General features: G+C 55.5%; 24 protein-coding genes and 1 tRNA gene. 5 read left to right on the top strand and 20 right to left on the bottom strand.

Annotation, left to right across the window (positions count from 1 at the left end; translation table 11 throughout):
* Positions 1-95: 95 nt before the first annotated feature.
* Positions 96-1,514: a mannose-1-phosphate guanylyltransferase/mannose-6-phosphate isomerase gene (locus SCT_RS08640; protein ID WP_059421697.1), complete on the top strand. Its 1,419-nt coding sequence runs from the start codon at positions 96-98 to the stop codon at positions 1,512-1,514.
* A 109-nt stretch (positions 1,515-1,623) separates the two neighbouring features.
* Here SCT_RS08640 and SCT_RS08635 read toward each other — a convergent pair whose 3' ends face one another.
* From SCT_RS08635 to SCT_RS08615, 6 genes are all read right to left on the bottom strand, one after another.
* Positions 1,624-1,866 carry a DUF2442 domain-containing protein gene (locus SCT_RS08635; protein WP_059421694.1) on the bottom strand — a complete coding sequence of 81 codons (243 nt, stop codon included), beginning with the start codon at positions 1,864-1,866 and terminating at the stop codon, positions 1,624-1,626.
* Entirely contained in the window at positions 1,847-2,083 is a 237-nt protein-coding gene (locus SCT_RS16765; RefSeq protein ID WP_082098252.1) for a DUF4160 domain-containing protein, read from the bottom strand. The genes SCT_RS08635 and SCT_RS16765 overlap by 20 nt, the downstream gene beginning before the upstream one ends.
* A gap of 96 nt (positions 2,084-2,179) precedes the next feature.
* Complete coding sequence (locus SCT_RS08630; RefSeq protein ID WP_059421690.1) at positions 2,180-3,469, bottom strand: TRAP transporter large permease; 1,290 nt, start codon at positions 3,467-3,469, stop codon at positions 2,180-2,182.
* A complete protein-coding gene (locus SCT_RS08625) occupies positions 3,466-3,966 on the bottom strand; it encodes a TRAP transporter small permease (RefSeq protein WP_059421688.1) in 501 nt (166 codons plus the stop codon). Before SCT_RS08625 ends, SCT_RS08630 begins: the two co-directional genes overlap by 4 nt.
* On the bottom strand, positions 3,963-4,976 hold the full coding sequence (gene dctP / locus SCT_RS08620) for a TRAP transporter substrate-binding protein DctP (protein ID WP_059421686.1): 1,014 nt from the start codon (positions 4,974-4,976) through the stop codon (positions 3,963-3,965). Before dctP ends, SCT_RS08625 begins: the two co-directional genes overlap by 4 nt.
* Entirely contained in the window at positions 4,976-5,851 is an 876-nt protein-coding gene (locus SCT_RS08615) for a TRAP transporter TatT component family protein (RefSeq protein ID WP_059421684.1), read from the bottom strand. The genes dctP and SCT_RS08615 overlap by 1 nt, the downstream gene beginning before the upstream one ends.
* Positions 5,852-6,009: 158 nt before the next feature.
* Here SCT_RS08615 and SCT_RS08610 point away from each other — a divergent pair.
* Positions 6,010-6,098, top strand: a tRNA-Leu gene (locus SCT_RS08610).
* Positions 6,099-6,134: 36 nt separating this feature from the next.
* Here SCT_RS08610 and SCT_RS08605 read toward each other — a convergent pair.
* Positions 6,135-6,692, bottom strand: coding sequence for a YaeQ family protein (locus tag SCT_RS08605; protein WP_059421682.1), 558 nt, complete (start codon positions 6,690-6,692; stop codon positions 6,135-6,137).
* 157 nt (positions 6,693-6,849) lie between these two features.
* On the opposite strand from SCT_RS08605, the gene SCT_RS08600 reads away from it, so the two are divergent.
* Positions 6,850-7,068: an RNA-binding S4 domain-containing protein gene (locus tag SCT_RS08600; RefSeq protein WP_059421680.1), complete on the top strand. Its 219-nt coding sequence runs from the start codon at positions 6,850-6,852 to the stop codon at positions 7,066-7,068.
* Positions 7,069-7,126: 58 nt separating this feature from the next.
* Positions 7,127-7,462 carry a hypothetical protein gene (locus tag SCT_RS08595; RefSeq protein WP_059421678.1) on the top strand — a complete coding sequence of 112 codons (336 nt, stop codon included), beginning with the start codon at positions 7,127-7,129 and terminating at the stop codon, positions 7,460-7,462.
* Between the two features lie 6 nt (positions 7,463-7,468).
* On the opposite strand, the gene SCT_RS08590 is transcribed toward SCT_RS08595, so the two are convergent.
* From SCT_RS08590 to SCT_RS08580, 3 genes are all read right to left on the bottom strand, one after another.
* Positions 7,469-7,849: a co-chaperone YbbN gene (locus SCT_RS08590; protein ID WP_059421676.1), complete on the bottom strand. Its 381-nt coding sequence runs from the start codon at positions 7,847-7,849 to the stop codon at positions 7,469-7,471.
* Between the two features lie 110 nt (positions 7,850-7,959).
* On the bottom strand, positions 7,960-8,598 hold the full coding sequence (locus SCT_RS08585; protein ID WP_059421674.1) for an SCO family protein: 639 nt from the start codon (positions 8,596-8,598) through the stop codon (positions 7,960-7,962).
* A gap of 5 nt (positions 8,599-8,603) precedes the next feature.
* On the bottom strand, positions 8,604-8,957 hold the full coding sequence (locus SCT_RS08580) for a hypothetical protein (RefSeq protein ID WP_059421672.1): 354 nt from the start codon (positions 8,955-8,957) through the stop codon (positions 8,604-8,606).
* A gap of 168 nt (positions 8,958-9,125) precedes the next feature.
* Between SCT_RS08580 and SCT_RS08575 the strand changes: the two genes are divergently transcribed.
* On the top strand, positions 9,126-9,680 hold the full coding sequence (locus SCT_RS08575; protein WP_059421670.1) for a hypothetical protein: 555 nt from the start codon (positions 9,126-9,128) through the stop codon (positions 9,678-9,680).
* Positions 9,681-9,700: 20 nt separating this feature from the next.
* Here SCT_RS08575 and SCT_RS08570 read toward each other — a convergent pair whose 3' ends face one another.
* From SCT_RS08570 to ettA, 10 genes are all read right to left on the bottom strand, one after another.
* Positions 9,701-10,879, bottom strand: coding sequence for a GGDEF domain-containing protein (locus SCT_RS08570; protein ID WP_059421668.1), 1,179 nt, complete (start codon positions 10,877-10,879; stop codon positions 9,701-9,703).
* Positions 10,880-11,025: 146 nt separating this feature from the next.
* Positions 11,026-12,546 (bottom strand): aminoacyl-histidine dipeptidase, encoded by a 1,521-nt coding sequence (locus SCT_RS08565; protein ID WP_059421709.1) that lies wholly within the window; start codon positions 12,544-12,546, stop codon positions 11,026-11,028.
* Between the two features lie 69 nt (positions 12,547-12,615).
* Positions 12,616-13,389, bottom strand: a complete 774-nt coding sequence (locus tag SCT_RS08560; RefSeq protein WP_237759641.1) for a class I SAM-dependent methyltransferase — start codon at positions 13,387-13,389, stop codon at positions 12,616-12,618.
* Positions 13,390-13,649: 260 nt separating this feature from the next.
* A complete protein-coding gene (locus SCT_RS08555; protein WP_059421665.1) occupies positions 13,650-14,342 on the bottom strand; it encodes an ATP-binding protein in 693 nt (230 codons plus the stop codon).
* A gap of 93 nt (positions 14,343-14,435) precedes the next feature.
* Complete coding sequence (locus tag SCT_RS08550) at positions 14,436-15,230, bottom strand: fused MFS/spermidine synthase (protein ID WP_237759640.1); 795 nt, start codon at positions 15,228-15,230, stop codon at positions 14,436-14,438.
* Positions 15,231-15,506 (bottom strand): KTSC domain-containing protein, encoded by a 276-nt coding sequence (locus SCT_RS08545; protein ID WP_059421655.1) that lies wholly within the window; start codon positions 15,504-15,506, stop codon positions 15,231-15,233.
* A 35-nt stretch (positions 15,507-15,541) separates the two neighbouring features.
* The gene (locus SCT_RS08540) at positions 15,542-16,387 is read right to left on the bottom strand and encodes a restriction endonuclease (protein WP_059421653.1); all 846 of its coding nucleotides are present in this window, start codon (positions 16,385-16,387) and stop codon (positions 15,542-15,544) included.
* A gap of 82 nt (positions 16,388-16,469) precedes the next feature.
* A complete protein-coding gene (locus tag SCT_RS08535) occupies positions 16,470-16,850 on the bottom strand; it encodes a type II toxin-antitoxin system VapC family toxin (protein ID WP_059421650.1) in 381 nt (126 codons plus the stop codon).
* Positions 16,847-17,092, bottom strand: a complete 246-nt coding sequence (locus tag SCT_RS08530; protein ID WP_059421647.1) for a type II toxin-antitoxin system Phd/YefM family antitoxin — start codon at positions 17,090-17,092, stop codon at positions 16,847-16,849. The genes SCT_RS08535 and SCT_RS08530 overlap by 4 nt, the downstream gene beginning before the upstream one ends.
* A gap of 125 nt (positions 17,093-17,217) precedes the next feature.
* A complete protein-coding gene (gene ettA / locus SCT_RS08525; RefSeq protein WP_059421645.1) occupies positions 17,218-18,882 on the bottom strand; it encodes an energy-dependent translational throttle protein EttA in 1,665 nt (554 codons plus the stop codon).
* Positions 18,883-19,121: the final 239 nt, after the last annotated feature.

The following is a 19,121-nucleotide window of genomic DNA, read 5'->3' as shown; positions in this document are numbered from 1 at the left end:
GGTGTAGCTTTGTCTTGGTATCCGATACATTTCAACCTCCAGTTGCCAGTTTAATAGGCTACTGCTGGTATCCGAAATTCGCAACCAAACTCAATATGCTCATACCCATCATTCTTTCCGGTGGTGTCGGTGCCCGTTTGTGGCCGATCTCCCGTGAGTCGCACCCCAAGCCTTTCATGAAGCTGCCTGACGGGCAAAGCTTGCTGCAGAAGACCTTTGTGCGTGCCTCTGCGCTTGAAGGCGTTCGCGAGGTGCTGACCATCACGAATCGCGAGCATTATTTCAAAAGCAGGGATGAGTATCAGCTTGCCAAGAAAACCTTTCCTGGCGTGGCGGATACCTTCCTGCTGGAGCCTTTCGGGCGAAATACGGCAGCGGCGATTGCGCTTGGCGCTTTGAAAGTTGCCGCTGATTCTGGTGATGATGCAATCATGCTGGTGCTTCCCGCTGATCATCTTATCGACAATCAGGGTGCGTTTGCCGTTGCCGTGAAGCAGGCCTGTGACCTTGCGGAACAAGGCAAGCTGGTGACTTTCGGCATTGTTCCCAACGCGCCGGAAACCGGATTTGGCTACATCGAGGCAGATGGCCAGACCGTCAAGCGTTTTGTCGAAAAGCCCTCCTACGAGACCGCTGTGGAGTACGTCGATTCAGGCCGTTACCTGTGGAATTCCGGCATGTTCTGCTTCCAGGCAGGAGCTATGCTGGAGCAGTTCAAGCTTCATGCCCCTTCCATCTACGAGCATGCACTGGCTTGCTGGGAGGCAACGCGCAGCAAAACGCAGGGCAGTACACCGATGATGGAAATCGACTCGGATACTTTCGCAGCCATTCCGGAAAATTCCATTGATTACGCGGTAATGGAAAAGTCTGAAGTGGTTGCGGTGGTTCCTGGTAATTTTGGCTGGAGCGATATTGGTTCGTGGAACGCCATCAGCGACCTCACCGTTCCTGATGAGGCGGGCAACCGCGTCATCGGCGAGGCGGTACTGGTCGATGTGGGAAATTCCTACATCCAGAGCGATGGCCGCATGGTGGCGGCTATCGGTCTGGACAACCTGCTGATTGTCGACACCCCGGATGCACTGCTGGTGGCCGACCGGGGACGCGCCCAGGATGTAAAAAAAGTGGTTCAGCAACTCAAGCTGATGAATCACGACAGTCACAAGTTGCATCGTACAGTGGTACGCCCCTGGGGAACCTACACGGTGCTGGAAGAGGGCAGTAATTTCAAGATCAAGCGCATCATGGTCAAGCCGGGCGCTTCACTTTCATTGCAAATGCATTACCACCGGAGTGAGCACTGGATAGTGGTTAGCGGCACAGCCAGCATCGTGAATGATGACAAAAACATGCTGATCCGGACCAACGAATCCACTTACATTCCCGCAGGGCACCGGCACCGTCTGGAAAACCCCGGACGGACGGATCTGGTCATGATTGAGGTGCAGAGTGGCGAATATCTCGGTGAGGACGATATCGTGCGTTTTGACGATGTGTATGGGAGAGCTTAATTGCCGTCATACCCCTCGCCCGCTTGTGGGAGAGGGGTGGGGGGGCGATCACTCCCAGTACAGCTAGAGTGCGGGAACGGCAGCGATACGTGGAACAGAAGCATTTCCTTCATTGATTGCGCATCAGCGTACTAACCGCGATATCTTCATCTATGTCCGGCCAATGAACTCCAATTCCTTTCCCGATAAAACGCCATTTTTTTCGTTGTTCATCGGTGGCATCTCGTAGCCTGGGAAACCACTCAAGCGGTGCTGAAACTTCCCTGCCATCGGCAAGTACGAAATGCAGTGCATTGCTGTCTACCTGGACATCGACTGCGTGGGAATCAATCTTAACGGCCAAAGTGCTCATGCCATTTCTCCAAAAACAAATTGCGGTGTTCAATAACCAGCATTCTAAGCTTCGACAGTTCATGTGCACGAAAACCTTCTGAACTGGCTAACTCAACTGGCTGTAACCAATATTTTGCAACCTTGTCGCCATGCTCCACGTGAATATGTGGAGGTTCTTGTCCTTCTCCACTAAAGAAGAAAAAACGGAATCCATGTTTTTCCAGCACTTTTGGCATGCTTAAAGTTTATCCTCCAATACTAAAAATTGAAAACTTTTCCAATGATTGAAGAGGGTGAGCTCAGTTAAAAGGAAAGGAATTAATTCCATCTGATCACTTCCAGTAAAGCGATAGCGCTGGAATGTACGTAATGATCGCCAGCCAGACCAGCATGATCAACAGAAACGGAAATGAAGCACGGAACAGGCTCAGCATCGGTTCCTTGAATCTCTGGCTGGCCAGGAACAGGTTGATGCCCACCGGCGGCGTGAGATAACCGATTTCCAGATTCGCCAGGAATATGATGCCGAGGTGGACTGGATCCACTCCGAAGCGTAGCGCGATGGGCAGAATCAACGGTACGATCACGATGGTGGCGGAAAAGATGTCCATCACGCAGCCGACAGCGAGCAGGAAGACATTCAGCAGCAGCAGGAACTGGAACTGGCTGGTGACATTGTCTTCCAGCAGCGACATGACTTTCATCGGTATCTGCGCGTCGATCATGGAATTGGTCAGCCCCATTGCGACACTCAGGATAATCAGCAGGCTCCCGCTCAATATGCAGGTTTCCCTGAGAACGCCTAGCAGAAGGTTTCCTGCAACTGGGAAGCCTGGCATCTGGGTAACCGGGGTCAGGTCGCGGTGAATAACGCCTTCGAGAAAAAGCGCGTAAGCGGCAGTGCAAGTCGCGGCCTCGGTTACTGTCACAAAACCGCCCAACAGACCTGCAATGATGCCCACAGGCAGCAGCAAATCCCAAATGCCAAGGCGGATGGCGCGTCGCAGCGCCTTGGGCGAGAAGGGCTCCTTTCTTACCTTGCCCACGTTCCCGTTATAGATGCTGTAGATCGATAGCATTACCAGGAGGATGAGGCCGGGAATAATGCCAGCCTTGAACATCTGCTCGATGTTGACGCCTGCAACCATGCCGTAAAGCAGTACCACCAGGCTAGGTGGGAACAGCAGCCCCAGCGAGCCGGAGCTGGTAAGCAGCCCGAGCGAGAAACGCTTGGAGTACCCTTCGCTCAGCAGCATGGGATAAAGCAGACCGCCCAAAGCCAGGATGGTGACGCCGGACGCACCGGAAAGCGCCGTGAAGAAGGCGCAAGTAGTTAGTGCGACCACCGCCAAGCCGCCCGGCATCCAGCCGAAGGCGGCGTTGAACAGTTTTACCAGCCGTTCCGGTGCGCCTCCTTTAGATAGTACTACGCCCGCCAGGGTGAAGAGGGGGATGGCCATCAGGTTGGGCGAGGAGGCCAGCCGTAGCATTTCAACCATCAGCACGGCCGGGTCGAGGTCTGCCGACCATACTGCAACCAGACTGCCAGCACCAATGATGACAAACAGCGGCACACCGAGTGCGGCGAAGATCAGCAACAGAATAACGATAGTTGCAGTCATTTTACGCGCCTTGAAGAGCGTGGGCCGATGACTACGCGCAAGGCGAAATGCAGCGACAGCAGGAAGAAGCTGACAGGGAAAATAATTGCCATGGCAGCAATCCATTTCTCATCGCTGGATACGTTTAGCCATTCGTCGTGCCAGAAACGCACCGCATGCCAGAACAGCGTGCCGCAAACCAGTGTGCAAAAAATGAAGATGGGCCGTTCCAGCCGGTTGCGCCAAGCTTCGCTAATAAGGTGTGTGGCAATGTCGATCTTGATATGGCGCTCGCGTACCGCGACCACTGCGCCGAGGAAGCTGACCCACAATACGAGATATTGAATCAGCGTTGATGCGCCGGGGATGCCGCTATGAAAAAAATTGCGCGCGCCGATCTCGATCAGTGACAGAACCAGCATGGCTACCAGGCAGGCGCTGGCAAACAGCGTTTCTGCGCGAGTCAGCGTTTGCTCGATTTTCGACGGCAAGGAGTATTTGCGGGCGTGGTTGCTCATCGCTGCTTGGCCTTCTTCTCGCGGTATTCGCCGAGTGCCTTGCGCGCGCGGTCATACACCTCTGCCGGGATGTAGCCGCTCTTGGCCAAGTCGGCAGCTGCGCGGTCGCGGATGCTGATCACGTCGGCTTCCTTGATATCTTTCCATTCCAGTGTGAAAGTGATGCCATTCTGTTTCAGAACTCCCAGGCTTTTTTCGTTGTCCTTTCGCGTTTCAATCAGCAGTTTTTCGCTGGCTTCGTTGCCGGTACGCAGCAGCAATTCCTGCAGATCCTTGGGCAGGTGATTGAAAAACTTGCTGGATACAACCAGGCCGCCTATGCCGTCTGCCATGGGAACTTCAGTCATGTAGGGTGTTTTGGTGAACCATTGCAGTGCGATGGCGCCGAGAGGAGGCGCAATAACCGTATCGATCAGCCCGGTGGACAGACTGGTAAACACTTCGGTAATCGGTAATGGAACAGGGGCGATATTGCTGGCAGTAAAAAACGCGGCGCTAAGCGGGTCTCCCTGCCACTGCCAGATGCGGTGTTTTTTCAGGTCGTCCATGGAGTGTATCGGAGTACGTGAAAAGAACCGGACAAAGCCGACTTCCATCCACCCCAGCAATTCATAATCATTCTTGCGAAAACCGGCGCGGATTTCAGGCATCATCTGTGCGCGCACATAATCGACTTCTTCGTAGTTGCGGAACAGGAAAGGAATTTCCAACACGCGTGCCGGAGAATAAACGGAGCCGATGCCATGCCCTGTCATGGCAGCGCCGTGAATTTGACCAAAGCGAATTTTTCGCAGCATGTCGGGCTCATCACCCGAAACTCCACCGGGGTAAAACTTGAACTTGAGGCGTCCCCGGCTTTCTTTTTCCACCTTGCCGGCCCACTCGGCAATCACATTCATCCAGGTCGAGCCAGCTGGCGCGAGGGTGGCAAATTTCAGTACATAAGGTTCATCCGCCCGTGCAGTAAAGGCACACAGAAGCATCAGGAAAAACGCCCATTTTCTTATCATCAAAATAATTCCTCCTCATTTTTTAGTAGTATTTTTGCCTTGTGTTGAGCGATTGCGTTGGCAAGCGCCATCTCGGGATAACTATCCGGTGGCGTGTTGACTGCCGCGGTGAGCTTGTCGTGGAATGCCTTGCGGTTACCTTGTTGCACTGCGAGATATTGTGCGTACAGCACGTCAGCAATGAGCAATTTGCCTTGCGTGATATTTCGCGCTTTGCCGAAATGCATCTCCGAAAGCGCGAAATTGCCTCCCAGCATCGGTGGACGGCTGCCATACCAGACCCCGAAGAAAATGTGTGGGCCGCCGAAATAGAAGGTTTCATCCAGTTCCAGCACCCGCTGCATGAGTGCCTCCACCTTCCCCATGTCGGCAATGCGCGCCGGGTCGGTACGGTTCATGTCTATCCACTTGGCCCAGTTGGATGCTGCCCAGAACAGGTCAGGCACCGCATCGCGTTCAAGAGCAGCCAGCTTTTGATTCAGAATATCCCGCTGCATGGTCATGGGATCTCCCAGTCCGGCCGTCTCCAGTGCTGCCAGGGCATGCTCCAGCCCTCTGCGGTAAAGCGCTGAAGCGCGTGCAGGATTCTCGTCCTCGACAAAGCCGAATGTATAGCCGTAAAAACCTTGCGCCGCATGGATTCTCAGTTCACGGTTGGTGGGTATTTCACGAGTCAGGCTTTCCACCAGCTTGAGATTGGCCGGAATCGCGGCCTTGGCCAATTCCAGGTCGGGCTCCCGGTTCATTGCGGCCACACCGCTGTCCATGATCGACAGCGAGGAGCGCGCCACGATCTGTCCCGTGGAACAGGCATTCAACAGCAAAGCGCACAGGCAGATCAAAACCGGTCTCAATGAATTTTTCGGCAATTTCATTTTTAGGAACCTTTGCTTGTTAGCCAAAGCAAGATAATACCCAAAAGTTGGGATGGCATGCCGGTTTGTTTAAAACGATGAGCATGTGCGTGGCTGTGGTAAAATTACGCGCTTCTATTTGCAATGACGTTTTTCATAAACGTCATAAATAAATCAATGCCCGGATGGTGAAATAGGTAGACACAAGGGACTTAAAATCCCTCGCTGCTAACGCGGCGTGCCGGTTCGATTCCGGCTCCGGGCACCACCCAATTCTGTTTGCGATGTCTGCACTCGCGCCTCTTCAGCGAAATGACTCCGACGGTGTTTTCAGCACCGCCAGTTCGACCTGAATTCTGACGTTATTGTCAGCGATCCAAATCTCTCTGTCCTGAATCGTACATTGCAGCTGCATGGTGCGTTGTACCAGCGTGGCCAGGGCCTGGCTGGTGGTCTCGGGCAGGTTGATTACGGTCAGGTTGTGGAGCCTTGCGAGTTTGCTACTGTTCTGATTCCACCATATATCGGCGCCACGGCCGCCATAGGTATAGACGACAACCTGCCTGGCGCGGCCGCAGGCTTTGCGTATGAGTTTTTCATCTGGCAAGCCCACGTCTATCCAGAGTTGAATGGTGCCGGTCAAGTCCTTTTGCCACAGATCGGGTTCGTCATCGGTGCTCAGTCCCTTGCCGTACGACAATGCCTCATCGGCGTGCAGCGCAAAGGCCAGTACTCGCACCATCATGCGTTCGTCAGTTTCCGATGGATGCTGGGCGATAGTGAGCGCATGGTCATGGTAGTAGTTGCGATCCATGTCGGCGATTTGCAGCTCGGCTTTGAAGATGGTGGATTTAATGGCCATAGTTTTACTTTTCAGTTGTCGTGGGTGCCATATCAGGGTAGCGAAGAATAACCGATTTGGTTGCGTCCGCGAAGTCATGTCTCTTGTCTGGACAATGCATGGTTGACACTGAAATTGCGGCGTCGTACCGTGGCGTATCAATTTTTTGGAAATCTCTATGCAATCCGTTGAAATCCCGCTTAAAGGCGAATACATTGAACTCTGCAACCTGCTCAAACTTGCCGGCGTGGCAGAAAGCGGCGGGCGTGGGAAAACCCTGGTCGCTGAAGGACGGGTGACTGTGGATGGTCAGCCCGAGAGCCGCAAAACGGCGAAAATACGCGCCGGTCAGGTCGTCGAATGTCTTGGGGTGAGGATTGCCGTCGTGGGTCTGTAATTCGGCTTCGTGACGGTATAATGTTCGCCATTCGAGCCACGTTGTAAATCCTGCCTACATGTCGAACCCGTTTACTGCCTGCTGGACGAGTAAAGGAAACAACCTTTGTCTTGGCCAGTGGGAAATCCACTACCTTGGGCGGCTTCTGACCCTGGATGCCGAACGGCGCGAGAAAGACATGGGCACCTTCGGCATATTCAGCTACATCTACCCCGACGACGAGGATTTTGCAGAAGGGATGGTGGAGGACGACTGGATTCTTGCGCACGCCGGTTGGCTGGCCGATCTTTTTTCCGAGCACGACATCCCTGTCGATGAAGAGCACATGCGCTGGTTCTATCAGGCGGCCAACCCCCATGACTGGCGGTGTGGCAGTTGTGGTGGGTGCCTCTAGCCGCCCTCAGCCGGGCTGAAGCGCGGGCTCGGTTACGTCGTTTTCGGCGGTATGGCGCTCGATAAAGCTGTCGAGAAAGCGGCGCAGAAAGCCTTCGGTCTGTGAGCTGTGAAAACGGTCGATTTCCTGCCCGCGGCTGTAGGCGATGACGGTAGGAAATCCTCTCGCCTGATGCCGGCCGGCGATACGCATGTTTTCGTCGGCATCGACTTTTGCCAGCACAAATTTGCCGTCGTATTCCTTGACCAGCCTTTCCAGCATCGGCCCCAGCACACGACACGGGCTGCACCATTCGGCACCGATATCCAGCAACACCGGTACTTCGTGCGAGCGGGTAACTACCAGCTCGTCAAAATCGGCTTCTTCTACGTCGTAAGAGAGAATCATCGTCTTGAATAATTTGAATGAAGGGCAGGCAATAGTTTAAACAAACTGTCCGTTTTTTACCACTGCCCAAATGGGTAAGTCGCTTGCCAAGAGTGCAATAACCCGTGAAGTTAATGAGATTGTTTGGTGGATGGACGTTTCGCCGGTAACGGCAAATTGACGTCTTCCATCAGTTTCAGAATTCGGTCGGCCACTTCCTGAGGCGGGGTGGCATAGGCGAACTTGCCGAGGAAGCTTCCATCCGGCCCCAGCAGGTACATGCCTGCCGAGTGGTCCACTGAATACTGGTCTTTTTCCGCGCCCGGTTCCCAGTGTTTTTCATATCTCACCTTGAAGTGGTCGGCTACGCGTCGCACCAGTTCCGGCGAGCCGGTGAGGCCGATGATGCGCGGGTGGAAATACGCGGTATAGCGACGCAGCACTTCGGGCGTATCCCGTTCCGGATCCACAGTCACGAACAGGGGTTGCAGCTGCTCGGCCCGGTTGCCAAGTTTTTCCATGATCAGCGATACTTCCGCCAGTGTGGTCGGGCAGATATCCGGGCAGAAGGTGTAACCAAAGGTGATGAGCTGAAAGCTGCCGCGAAAATCCTGATCAGAAATTGCGCGTCCCTTGGTATCCATCAGCAGATAACGGGAAACGATCCCGATTTCCGGCTGATCATCCGCAACGGGCGAAGGCGTCTCTGCCTGGGCAGGAGCCGCGCACAGCAGGGCTGTGGCTAGAATGGCAAGATACAATCGTTTCATGGGGATTACTTCACCACAGGGACTGGTACGGCAGCCTGCAAGCGCTGGGTTGCTTCATCGGCTTGTCCGCTGAGAGTGGGGCCATCAGGGCAGGTGGCCTGCTCCTTTTTGGTCTGGTCAAGGAAGGCCATGTTGGTGGCTTCCTCGAAGGCCGCCCCGTAGCGTCGCGACTTGGGTGCATGCTGAATTATCACGGTCTTGATGCGGGAGGCGGTTTCTGCGTAGCCGCAGGCAAGCGCCTGGCCGTTGATGCTACCCAAAGCCTGAACCTCCTGTAGCCCAGCATCAGTCGAGGAGTCGGCAGCGCGGGCGGAGAGCGCCAGGCTCAGGAAACACAGTAGAAGGGCGAAACGCTTCATATCACTTTTCCTTTTGAATATCATGGATGGCACAAGTCGGGAATTATAGCAGTCTTGATGTAACCGGAAGGCAGGAATCCATGGTCGGTTTAGAAATTCCTGATTCCTGTCTGCAAGTTGTTATGATAGACAGTAATGCCGCTTGATTCGGCATTATGAAGGAGATACATGCTCCCCGCTCTGCGCGCCTTGATTATTGGAGTTGTGACCGTCGTCCTGGCCGGTTGCGCCAATCCGAGCCCGCGTTACCAATCCGTTTACCGCTATGAACCGCCTGCCGATAGTACAGGACAGGCTTGCCTGGAAAAATGCGGGCAGAAAATGGAGGTGTGCCAGCAGCGTTGCACCGCGGATTACCAGACTTGCCTGAAAGGCATAGAGCCGTTGGTGGAAGGGCGTTACAGCGAGTCCCTCAAGCGCTATGCGGCCGAACTGGAGCGCTACCGCTGGGAACTGGAGCGATATCAGTTGTACTTGTCTATGAGCTGGCATGATTCCTTCTGGTACGGCCGCGGTTTTTACCCCCCCTGGCCTGAACCATACTATTTTCCGCCGGCTGCGCCAAAAAAACCCAGCCGCGACGAGGAGTTCGGCCGGCTCAGGAAGGAAAAGTGCGAGGTTGAATGCGGCTGTCAGCCCATCTACGACACCTGCTTTCTTGCCTGTGGGGGCAAGCGTATCCCGGAAATAAAATGTATCGCGGATTGCCCTGAAGGGAAATGACAGGGGGCACTTGCAAGTATTCAGGCAGTCTCAACACCGAAGCCTACCACCTTGTTACGACCGGTTTGCTTCGCGGTATAGAGCGCGGAATCGGATTCAGCCAGAACTTCAATGAGTTCGCGTATGACGTTGGATGGGCAGTGCGAGATGCCGATGCTGATCGTTATGGAGAGCCCCCCGTTTTCGGTGGCAAACGGTGTGGACGCAATGGTTTCCCGCAAGGATTCGGCCAGAGTCAGCGCGCCCTTGGTGTCGGTATCCGGGGAGATCACGCAGAATTCTTCGCCGCCGTAACGTCCCAGAAGGTCATGCCCACGCAAGCGTCTCGCTAGCCGGGTCGCGACTTTGCGCAACACCTCGTCTCCGATAAGGTGTCCGTGGGTATCGTTGATGAGTTTGAAATGGTCCACGTCGATCATCAGTAGCGCCAGGGGCGAACCGTTGCGCCGGGCCATGGCATGCTCGGCGTATGCCATCAGGGCGCGCCGGTTGGGAACCTGGGTGAGGCTGTCGGTCATCGCCATGTGCATGATTTCCCGATCCGTGCGTTCCTTGATCATCAGCACGAAACCGATCGAACCGAGCAGCGCTGTCGCCATGATGGCGATAAAGGAAATGATCTGAACCGGATGGAGTGTCGAGGAATTCTGGGGTTGGGCGAATTCACTGTGGCCGGACAGGGCGACGGCGGCGCGCAGTCCCAGCACCAGCACGATCATGGCGACTCCTCCGAACAGCAGTCGCCATGCCCGACCGGCGCGGGTTTTCTGATCGGATAGCAGGGCGTGACCAATCAGCACCATCTGGAAGCCGAAGATGAGGCCGCCCCAGATGAATCTGCCACCTATGTCATCCACCAGAATGGCTGCCATCACCAGCGACAGCGCGATTGGCGCTAAATAATATTGCCAATGTGGCGCCCGGCGCTGCTGAAATTCATAAATGGCAGCCAGTATCAAGGCATGCGAAGTGGCTTTTAATCCGTTTGCGACAATAATCGAGAAAACATCCGGAATACCGCCGCGTGCCGCGATCAGCGTCCAGGTCAGGGTTTCCAGGAACATAGCCGCCGCCCATTTGCCCATGCCGTCACGTTTTCTGCCGCCGCTCCCCCCTAAGGCAGCGACTAACAGGCTCAGCACCGTCAGGGCATAGGTCAGGATCAGCGAAAACAGCAGGGTGCGGGGGTCCAGATTCATGCAATCACCTGCGAACACGCGGACAGATAGTGGATCGCAGCATAGTCATTACCGCGCTGCTTCAAGTTCGACATGCAAAGATTCCGAAGTTATTTTTCTGTGCCTTTGTGGCAATTTGCTGATTCTAGGTTAAAACGCCTGTTCCGCTAACAGCGTGACTCGGCTAGCGCCTGCAACACCGCTTTGAGCAGCTGCCAGCAGCGCCCAACTGATTCGATCTCGACGCTTTCGCCCGGTGCATGGGCGCCGCGGATATCCGGCCCGAAGGATATCATATCCAGATGCGGATGGCTGGCGGCGAGCAGGCCGCATTCCAGTCCGGCGTGAATCACCTGCAAGGATGCGGGCTGGCCGAATTGCTCGGTGTATACCTGCTGGCACAAATCGAGCAGGGGTGATGATGGGTTAGGCGTCCAGCCCGGATAGGCACCGTCTTTCCAGGCGCGCAATCCAGATGAAGCGGCATGCGCAACCACCTCTTCGGCCAGCGCATCCGCCCGTGCATCGTGCAGCGAGCGCACCTTGAAGGTGGCGCGGAATACGCCCTGTTCAAGAGCCACCACGCCAAGATTGCTGGAGGTGTCGGTCACTCCGGGGAATTCGTCGCTGGTGCGCGCAACGCCGTTGGTGGCGGTATTGAGTAAATCGAGCAGCCGGTCGCACTCAGCTTTGGCAACTATGTTCCCTCGCCCCTCCGGGGAGAGGGCTAGGGAGAGGGGGTTATTCGCAGCCGGATCAAGCAATTCCTGCCGAATTGCCAGCGACACTTTCACATCCACCTCCGCGAAGTGTTTTCGCCATGCCGCATTTTTCTGTTGCACCCAAGCTTCCAGTTGCGCCGCATCGGCAGCAGGCAGCGCAAACACAGCAAATGCCTCGCGTGGAATGGCGTTGCGCGCCGTGCCGCCCTGCATGCCGATCAGGCGCAAATCGAAGAGTTCGACCAGCTCATGCAGCGCCTCCGCCAGCAGCTTGATCGCATTGCCGCGCCCGAGATGGATGTCGATGCCGGAGTGGCCGCCGCGCAGCCCGGATACTTCCAGTTGCAGCAGCGCGTAGCCCGGCGGCAGGTCTTCCTGCTCGCAATCGTGGCGCACCTCTACATCCACGCCGCCCGCGCAGCCCAGATAGAAGTGCCCCCACTCCTCGGTGTCGAGGTTGATCAGCGTCTTGCCGTGCAAGGTGCCGGAGGTCAGCCCGCGCGCGCCGTCCATGCCGCTTTCCTCGTTGACGGTGAGCAGCACCTCCAGCGCCGGATGGATCAGGCCCGGCTCTTCCAGTGCGGCCAGCGCCAGCGCCACACCGATGCCGTTGTCCGCCCCCAGCGTAGTGTTCTCCGCTACCACCCAGCCGTCGCGCACCACTGTCTGGATAGGGTCGCGTTCGAAGTTATGCAGCGTGCCGGCGTTGGCCTGGCACACCATGTCGAGATGGCCTTGCAGGATCACGCCGGGCATCGTCTCGCAGCCGGAGCTGGCAGGTTTGCGCAGTATCAAATTGCCGATCGCATCAACCTGAGTCGAAATACCCGTTTTTTCCGCCCAGGCGATCAGGTGGTCGCGTAGCTCTGCCTCGTGCAGTGAGGAACGCGGGATGGCGCAGAGGGTGGCGAAATGCGCCCAGACGGAGCCAGGTTGCAGGTTATTAAAAGCGTTGGCCATGGTCATAAAGAGTGAGTCAAAATAAACGCCCTTGCGGGGAAGTGTGATGATGAGCAAGCTTGCCAGAGAGTGCTGTCAGACCTTGATCGCTCGTATCAGCAGGTATTCGTGGCGGACGACATTGTCGTGCAGATATTCGTGCATCAGTTCCTCCATTTCGTTTCGCCACGCTTCAAGGCTTGCGGGGTCGTTCTGCAATGCCTGTGCGGTGCGGATGAAAGGGCCCGTCTTGGCTTCCAGGAACAGGCGCAAATGTCGTGGGCTGAGCGCCGGGATGCCCATGATGCCCCGTTCGGCGCGCATGCGTTTCACGCTCTCCCCCATCCGTTGCCGCACGATAGCGACATCACCCCATTGCACCGGCGAAACAATGCCTGGAGGCGGTGGGACATACTTTGCATTCAAGCTGAACATGCGGCCGATCAACTGCTCACCGGGCCAGGTGGCGAAGGCAATCATGCCACCGGGTTTCAACACGCGCAGCATCTCGCTTACCGCGACATCGTGCCGTGGTGCGAACATATGCCCGAACTGGCTTAACACGACATCAAAAGAGGCATCCGGAAATGGCAGCGCCTCGGCATCTCCTTCATGCCAGGCAATATCGTCATGACCGGCAATCGTGGCGCTTTCCTTCGCCTGTGCGAGCAGCGCAGGGGTCAGGTCCAGCCCCGTCACCTTGGCGCCTTTTATGCGTGCTGTGATCGCAACCACGCCTGTTCCCGTTCCCACATCCAGCACCGTCTGGCCGCTCGTTACCCCGGCATAGCGAACCAGATGGCCGGCCACGGGCGTGGTGAACACAGCCATGTCGCCAAAATTCCCCAGGGTCCAGGTTTCACGTTGCATTGATTTGAATTGCTCAATCGGGTCCATATTCTTGCCCCCTTCCCTAAGAGTGAAAGAGCAAACCGGGCGGATAGAACCACTAGCCATTCGTCTTAGCTGTCAAGAATCGACAGCTAAGTATATCCGCAAGGGGTACGTCGTGATTGTAGTGGACTAAAGTCCAAACAACACACGCAGGCTAGCTATCAGGCCACGGTTTGCCTTGATGCATTATAGGTTGATAAAAACAAATGCGAAGCTGACCCTGTCAGCTTCGTACCCTAGTCAACCGCAACCCATGTTTGAGACGCCCGCAACCAGCAATCGGCAAACACAAAGCCATCGCGCGTCACCACTTCGCCCATCTCGATATCGAGCGGCTGGGCGAACATCGGGCCATCGAACACGAAGGTGTGGAACTCGCCATTTTCGCCGCACGGGTCGATGCTGTCTGGCATGCGCGCCAGCAATTCCGCCGTCAGCTCGCGCCCGGCAAACTCGGCCGGCAACACGCGCGGATCGACACAGGTGAGGCAGGCGCGCAAACCGCTGTCCAGCATCTCTTGCAGCAGTGGACGCGTCGGTTTTCCCCACAAAGGAAACACCAGCTCGATGCCGGTGCCTAGCATGCGCTCCTCGCGGTAGCGGCGCACATCCTGCAAATACAGATCGCCGAAAGCCATGCACTGCACGCCGTCATCTTGCGCGCGCCCCACAAACGCCGTCATCGCCGCAGCGTATTGTTCATTGGAACAGGGGTAGGGAATTTCAATCAGGTGCAAGGGCAAGCCCACCGCCTGCGCCTGCTGGCGCAGCAGCTCGACGCGCACCGCATGCATGGCCACGCGCTCGAATGCCGTGTTGATGGTGGTGAACAGCCCGGTCACCTCGTATTCATCGGACTGGCGCAACACATGCAGCGCCCAGGCGCTGTCCTTGCCGCTGCTCCAGCTTAACCAGGTTTTTTTATGCATGGGGAGTGATGGAATGGGTAGGGTTGTGGGTGGAATAAGACGTCATGGCTTGCCGGCGTTGATATTCTGCATTTCCATGGTGGCATCCTGGGGCTATTTTGGGCTTGGCCCCATTAATTCTAATTTGCTTAAAGTGGGCAAAAGCGCAAGACCTGTTCGTTGCTCAAACGCTAACGACCTTTTCTTCAGCTCATCCAGCGAAATGTTGACGACGCCTGCTGTTGACGCGAAAGCAATCGTGTTTCCGCTTTTGCACTTGGGGAACATCAGGGCACGGTCTTCAAAAGCAGATTCGATATCCGCGAAACCGCCTTTTATCCCGTGACACAAACCGATCAGATTGACCACCAGCAAGCCTTGTTCGCTTAACCGTGAGCGGCATGCCTGATAAAAAGGCAGCGTATTGAGATCGCCGGGGTGAGCGTGCTCATTAAAACCATCAACCAGGATCAGATCGAATGCCTGGTCGTTGGTCATCATGTAATCGACACCGTCGCCTATCACCATGTTCAATCGCGCCGGATCATCCGGCAGCCCGAAATGCTCGCTAGCCACATCCACCAAACGCGCATCGATTTCCACCACCGTCAGATGAGCCAACGGGCAGTTGCGGTAAAGGAATTTAGTCAGCGAGGCAGCGCCGAGGCCGATCAACAGGATGTTGCGCGGAAAGCGGCTTTCATCGCGCATCAGCAAACACGCCATCATCACCTGCGTGTATTCCAGCTCCAAATCCCAAGGCCGCCTGATCCGCATCGCGCCTTGCATCCACCGCTTATCAAAATGCAGCGTGCGCAGGCCGTTAGTTTCCCGAACATCTATTGAAAAATCCATAGTCCCATTACATGAACAAAGAGAGTGAATCAGCGCACTCTGAGTTGTTTTCATTCAGGGTTTGCCGAATAAATCGTCGAGCGGATTTTTGCCGCCCGGAATAGAAGCAATGGCGTCGGCGGAAACGCGCTTCGCGGTGAACTCTTCATCGATGTTGTCGCGATAGTAGCTCCAGGCCGACCCCGAACTGCTGAGGCGGCGCCAGGCTTCCTCGCCAACGCCACTGTATTGCAGCATGCTGCCGTCGTCGAGCTGGACCTGCAACAGCCGGGCGTGGGCATCGTAGCCGATGGCGCGTAGCTTGCCGGAGCTGATCTTTTTCATTTCCATGGTGGTGTCCTGCTTCTATTTAGAGCCTGGCTCCCTTAAACGCCCCCGAAATAGCTTTCATCAACAATAACTTCTTCAACCACCTTTTGCTTCACAAGAACGCCAATCTTAAGTTCTTTCAGCTTTTCAACGAGAGCCTCGCCATCGATTAAATCAATAGGAGGCGCTCCATCGCGTTGAGCTTCTTGACGTGCATCTTTTGTGAATGTACCTGTCGTAATCAATAAACCTTTGTCAGCGCGACCAACCATCGCACCTCGGAAGTCTCGTACCAATGGCGAGAAAACGCTACCTTGGTATCTCTTACATTGGAAAATTACGTGAAATGACAACAGCCCGCCAATGCGAACCACTCCTTTGCCGTTAATCCCGCCGTCACTGGTTTTTCCAGTGACTTCAACTTGAATAAAGCCAGATTCACGCAATAGCCTTTGACACAGACGTTCGAATGCGTCCGGAGCCATAGATTTGAGAACATCAAGAAGCTTATCTTTACATCCAATATCTGTTAATTCGGATATTAAGCCAGTGGTTTGGTCTTCAACAATATCGACTGTGATCTCTCGATCAAGAGCCTGAACTGCTTTCTTTACGACAGCCTTGTCTAGCTTCTGAATTTTTTGACCGTCAGTGGTTAGTGCCCATACACCTCTTGTTGAGTTGTCTATCACCCCATATCTTTTGAGATAATTTCGAGCCCACGCCAAACGGTAGCTTAATTTTGTTCGGTTACCTTTGTGGATTTCAGATATTTCGGCATCCGTGAGCTTAAGGATTACAGCAACTTTATCTTCTTGTTCTGAAATTGAAGCAGAGCCACCAAGGCTATGCATAGCTTGAAGAAGCGGATTGAATAAATCGTCATACTTTGGGATCGGCATATCACCTCAAGCGGAAAATGAAATACTGCACAAGAAAAACAAGCTCAGAGCCTAGATTCGTTGCATGCCCAAAGTATTTCCATCATCCCTTCACCACCCCATCCAACCCAAGTTCCAGGATCGCCGCATCGCGAGTCAACAGCGTTAGTCTTTCGTCATTTGCCTGCGCGATGATCAGCCTGTCAAACGGATCGGCGTGTATGCAGGTCAGACTACGTGCAGCCTCGATGTGGCGGGGCAGAATAGGTAGCAGGGCGAAGCCTTGTGCTTCAAGTTGCTCGGACAGGGAGCCTTGCGGCAAAGGTAATTTACCTTTTGCGTTTTTCAGCACCATTTCCCACAAGCTGGCGGTACTGATGACGATCTCGGATTTTTCGATGATGCGTTGTGTGGTTTTGCCCAGACGTGCATCTGCGGTCATCCACCAATAGATCAGGTGAGTGTCGAGCAGGTATCGCTTCAAGGTAGATCGCCGCCTGTGAGGTCATCGGCGATGGTTGCGTTGGTTTTGGCTGAATCCCAATCGGCATCAGCTTTAGGTAATGCGGCCCATGCGCCCGGCTTGCGTGCGAATTTTTGTGCGCCGATCTTGACCAGCCTGACGACAGGCACGCCTTTGTTGGCGATGATCACATCTTCGCCCTCCAGCGCGGCTTGTACGAGTTTGGAGAGTTGGCTTTTGGCTTCGAGCATGTTGCATTGCATGATTAACTCCTGAAAGAAGTTTGTGTAATGTTGTAATTTTACACTTTGTTGGCTAAGTTAGCCAATAGGTTGTATACCCTCTCCCCCAGCCCCTCTCCCGCAGGCGGGCGAGGGGAGCCAATGCATTAACGGGTAATCGGCTTATACCGAATCCGTTTAGGCTTCGCGCCTTCTTCACCCAAACGCTTCTTCTTGTCCGCTTCGTATTCCTGATAGTTACCGTCGAAGAACGTCCACTTGGAATCTCCTTCGCAGGCGAGGATGTGGGTGGCGATGCGGTCGAGGAACCAGCGGTCGTGGGAGATGACCAGCACGCAGCCGGCAAACTCAAGCAGGGCGTCTTCCAGTGCGCGCAGGGTTTCTACGTCGAGGTCGTTGGAGGGTTCGTCGAGCAGCAGCACGTTGCCGCCGGAGATGAGTGTTTGCGCCAGGTGCAGGCGGCCGCGTTCGCCGCCGGAAAGCTGGCCGACCATTTTGCCCTGGTCTGAACCCTTGAAGTTGAAGCGGCCGATGTAGGCGCGCGCCGGGGTTTCGTATTTGCCCACGGTGAGGATGTCGTTGCCACCGGAGATCGCGTCGAACACGGTCTTGTCGTTTTGCAGGGAGTCGCGCGCCTGGTCGACGTGCGCGATCTTGACGGTGGTGCCGATCTTCACGGTGCCGCTATCCGGCTGTTCCTTGCCGGTGATCAGCTTGAACAGCGTGGATTTGCCTGCGCCGTTCGGGCCGATGATGCCGACGATGGCACCGGGCGGCACCTTGAAGCTGAGGTTGTCGATCAGCAGGCGGTCGCCGAAGGCTTTGCTGACGCCGTCGAATTCGATGACTTCGTTGCCGAGGCGTTCGCCGACCGGGATGAAGATTTCCTGCGTTTCGTTGCGCTTCTGGTGTTCCTGCGAATTGAGCTCTTCGAAGCGTGCGATACGCGCCTTGGATTTAGCCTGGCGTCCCTTGGGATTTTGCCGCACCCATTCCAGTTCCTGCTTCATCGCTTTCGTGTGTGCGTCGATCTGCTTGTTCTCGGTCTCCAGACGTGCGCTTTTCTGATCCAGCCAACTCGAATAGTTGCCCTTCCACGGAATGCCGTGGCCGCGGTCGAGTTCCAGTATCCATTCGGCGGCGTTGTCGAGGAAATAGCGGTCATGGGTGACGGCCACCACGGTGCCGGGGAAGCGCACCAGGAACTGCTCAAGCCAGTCCACCGATTCGGCGTCGAGGTGGTTGGTGGGTTCGTCCAGCAGCAGCATGTCGGGCTTTTCCAGCAGCAGCTTGCACAGCGCTACGCGGCGCTTTTCGCCGCCGGAAAGGAGCTCAATTTTGGCGTCCCACGGCGGCAGGCGCAGCGCGTCGGCGGCCACTTCCAGCTGATGTTCGGAATCGGAACCGGAGGTGGCGATGATGGCTTCCAGCCGCCCCTGTTCCTCGGCCAACTTGTCGAAGTCGGCATCCGGCTCGGCATAGGCGGCGTAAACTTCCTCCAGCTTTTGCTGGGCCTGCATCACTTCGCCCAGGGCCGATTCGACTTCTTCGCGCACGGTCTTGGTCGGGTCGAGCTGCGGCTCCTGCGGCAGGTAGCCGATGGAGATGTTGGGCAGGTGCTGCACCTCGCCGTCGTATTCCTTGTCCATGCCCGCCATGATGCGCAGTACGGTGGACTTGCCCGAGCCGTTCAGGCCGAGCAGGCCGATCTTGGCGCCGGGGAAGAAACTCAGCGAGATATCCTTGATGATTTGACGCTTGGGAGGAACGATCTTGCTCACGCGGAGCATGGACATTACGTATTGGGCCATGGTCTTGGATTAGGTGCTGGTAAAAAACCATAGCTTAACTCAAGGCGGATGGTTTTGGGAGCAAGGAAATCAATGGCCGTTTTTAGATCGCATAAGGCGTAGGATGGGTGGAGGCGCTTTGCGCCGATACCCATCGTTTTGCGGTGATGAATGATGGGTTGCCCTCTCCCCAACCCTCTCCCGCAAGCGGGAGAGGGGGCAATGGCGAAGGACGCTTGTTCTGATCTGCTACGTTCCAC

The organism is Sulfuricella sp. T08 (assembly GCF_000971475.1).
In the GTDB taxonomy this organism is placed as follows: domain Bacteria; phylum Pseudomonadota; class Gammaproteobacteria; order Burkholderiales; family Sulfuricellaceae; genus Sulfuricella.
This window is presented reverse-complemented; position numbering and strand designations above follow the sequence as displayed.

What these genes read in the sequence shown, in the direction of transcription:
- SCT_RS08640 (WP_059421697.1), top strand. Translation starts at nt 96, where the DNA reads ATGCTCATACCCATCATTCTTTCCGGTGGTGTCGGTGCCCGTTTGTGG.
- SCT_RS08635 (WP_059421694.1), bottom strand. Translation starts at nt 1,866, where the DNA reads ATGAGCACTTTGGCCGTTAAGATTGATTCCCACGCAGTCGATGTCCAG.
- SCT_RS16765 (WP_082098252.1), bottom strand. Translation starts at nt 2,083, where the DNA reads ATGCCAAAAGTGCTGGAAAAACATGGATTCCGTTTTTTCTTCTTTAGT.
- SCT_RS08630 (WP_059421690.1), bottom strand. Translation starts at nt 3,469, where the DNA reads ATGACTGCAACTATCGTTATTCTGTTGCTGATCTTCGCCGCACTCGGT.
- SCT_RS08625 (WP_059421688.1), bottom strand. Translation starts at nt 3,966, where the DNA reads ATGAGCAACCACGCCCGCAAATACTCCTTGCCGTCGAAAATCGAGCAA.
- dctP (WP_059421686.1), bottom strand. Translation starts at nt 4,976, where the DNA reads ATGATAAGAAAATGGGCGTTTTTCCTGATGCTTCTGTGTGCCTTTACT.
- SCT_RS08615 (WP_059421684.1), bottom strand. Translation starts at nt 5,851, where the DNA reads ATGAAATTGCCGAAAAATTCATTGAGACCGGTTTTGATCTGCCTGTGC.
- SCT_RS08605 (WP_059421682.1), bottom strand. Translation starts at nt 6,692, where the DNA reads ATGGCCATTAAATCCACCATCTTCAAAGCCGAGCTGCAAATCGCCGAC.
- SCT_RS08600 (WP_059421680.1), top strand. Translation starts at nt 6,850, where the DNA reads ATGCAATCCGTTGAAATCCCGCTTAAAGGCGAATACATTGAACTCTGC.
- SCT_RS08595 (WP_059421678.1), top strand. Translation starts at nt 7,127, where the DNA reads ATGTCGAACCCGTTTACTGCCTGCTGGACGAGTAAAGGAAACAACCTT.
- SCT_RS08590 (WP_059421676.1), bottom strand. Translation starts at nt 7,849, where the DNA reads ATGATTCTCTCTTACGACGTAGAAGAAGCCGATTTTGACGAGCTGGTA.
- SCT_RS08585 (WP_059421674.1), bottom strand. Translation starts at nt 8,598, where the DNA reads ATGAAACGATTGTATCTTGCCATTCTAGCCACAGCCCTGCTGTGCGCG.
- SCT_RS08580 (WP_059421672.1), bottom strand. Translation starts at nt 8,957, where the DNA reads ATGAAGCGTTTCGCCCTTCTACTGTGTTTCCTGAGCCTGGCGCTCTCC.
- SCT_RS08575 (WP_059421670.1), top strand. Translation starts at nt 9,126, where the DNA reads ATGCTCCCCGCTCTGCGCGCCTTGATTATTGGAGTTGTGACCGTCGTC.
- SCT_RS08570 (WP_059421668.1), bottom strand. Translation starts at nt 10,879, where the DNA reads ATGAATCTGGACCCCCGCACCCTGCTGTTTTCGCTGATCCTGACCTAT.
- SCT_RS08565 (WP_059421709.1), bottom strand. Translation starts at nt 12,546, where the DNA reads ATGACCATGGCCAACGCTTTTAATAACCTGCAACCTGGCTCCGTCTGG.
- SCT_RS08560 (WP_237759641.1), bottom strand. Translation starts at nt 13,389, where the DNA reads ATGCAACGTGAAACCTGGACCCTGGGGAATTTTGGCGACATGGCTGTG.
- SCT_RS08555 (WP_059421665.1), bottom strand. Translation starts at nt 14,342, where the DNA reads ATGCATAAAAAAACCTGGTTAAGCTGGAGCAGCGGCAAGGACAGCGCC.
- SCT_RS08550 (WP_237759640.1), bottom strand. Translation starts at nt 15,230, where the DNA reads ATGAAAACAACTCAGAGTGCGCTGATTCACTCTCTTTGTTCATGTAAT.
- SCT_RS08545 (WP_059421655.1), bottom strand. Translation starts at nt 15,506, where the DNA reads ATGGAAATGAAAAAGATCAGCTCCGGCAAGCTACGCGCCATCGGCTAC.
- SCT_RS08540 (WP_059421653.1), bottom strand. Translation starts at nt 16,387, where the DNA reads ATGCCGATCCCAAAGTATGACGATTTATTCAATCCGCTTCTTCAAGCT.
- SCT_RS08530 (WP_059421647.1), bottom strand. Translation starts at nt 17,092, where the DNA reads ATGCAATGCAACATGCTCGAAGCCAAAAGCCAACTCTCCAAACTCGTA.
- ettA (WP_059421645.1), bottom strand. Translation starts at nt 18,882, where the DNA reads ATGGCCCAATACGTAATGTCCATGCTCCGCGTGAGCAAGATCGTTCCT.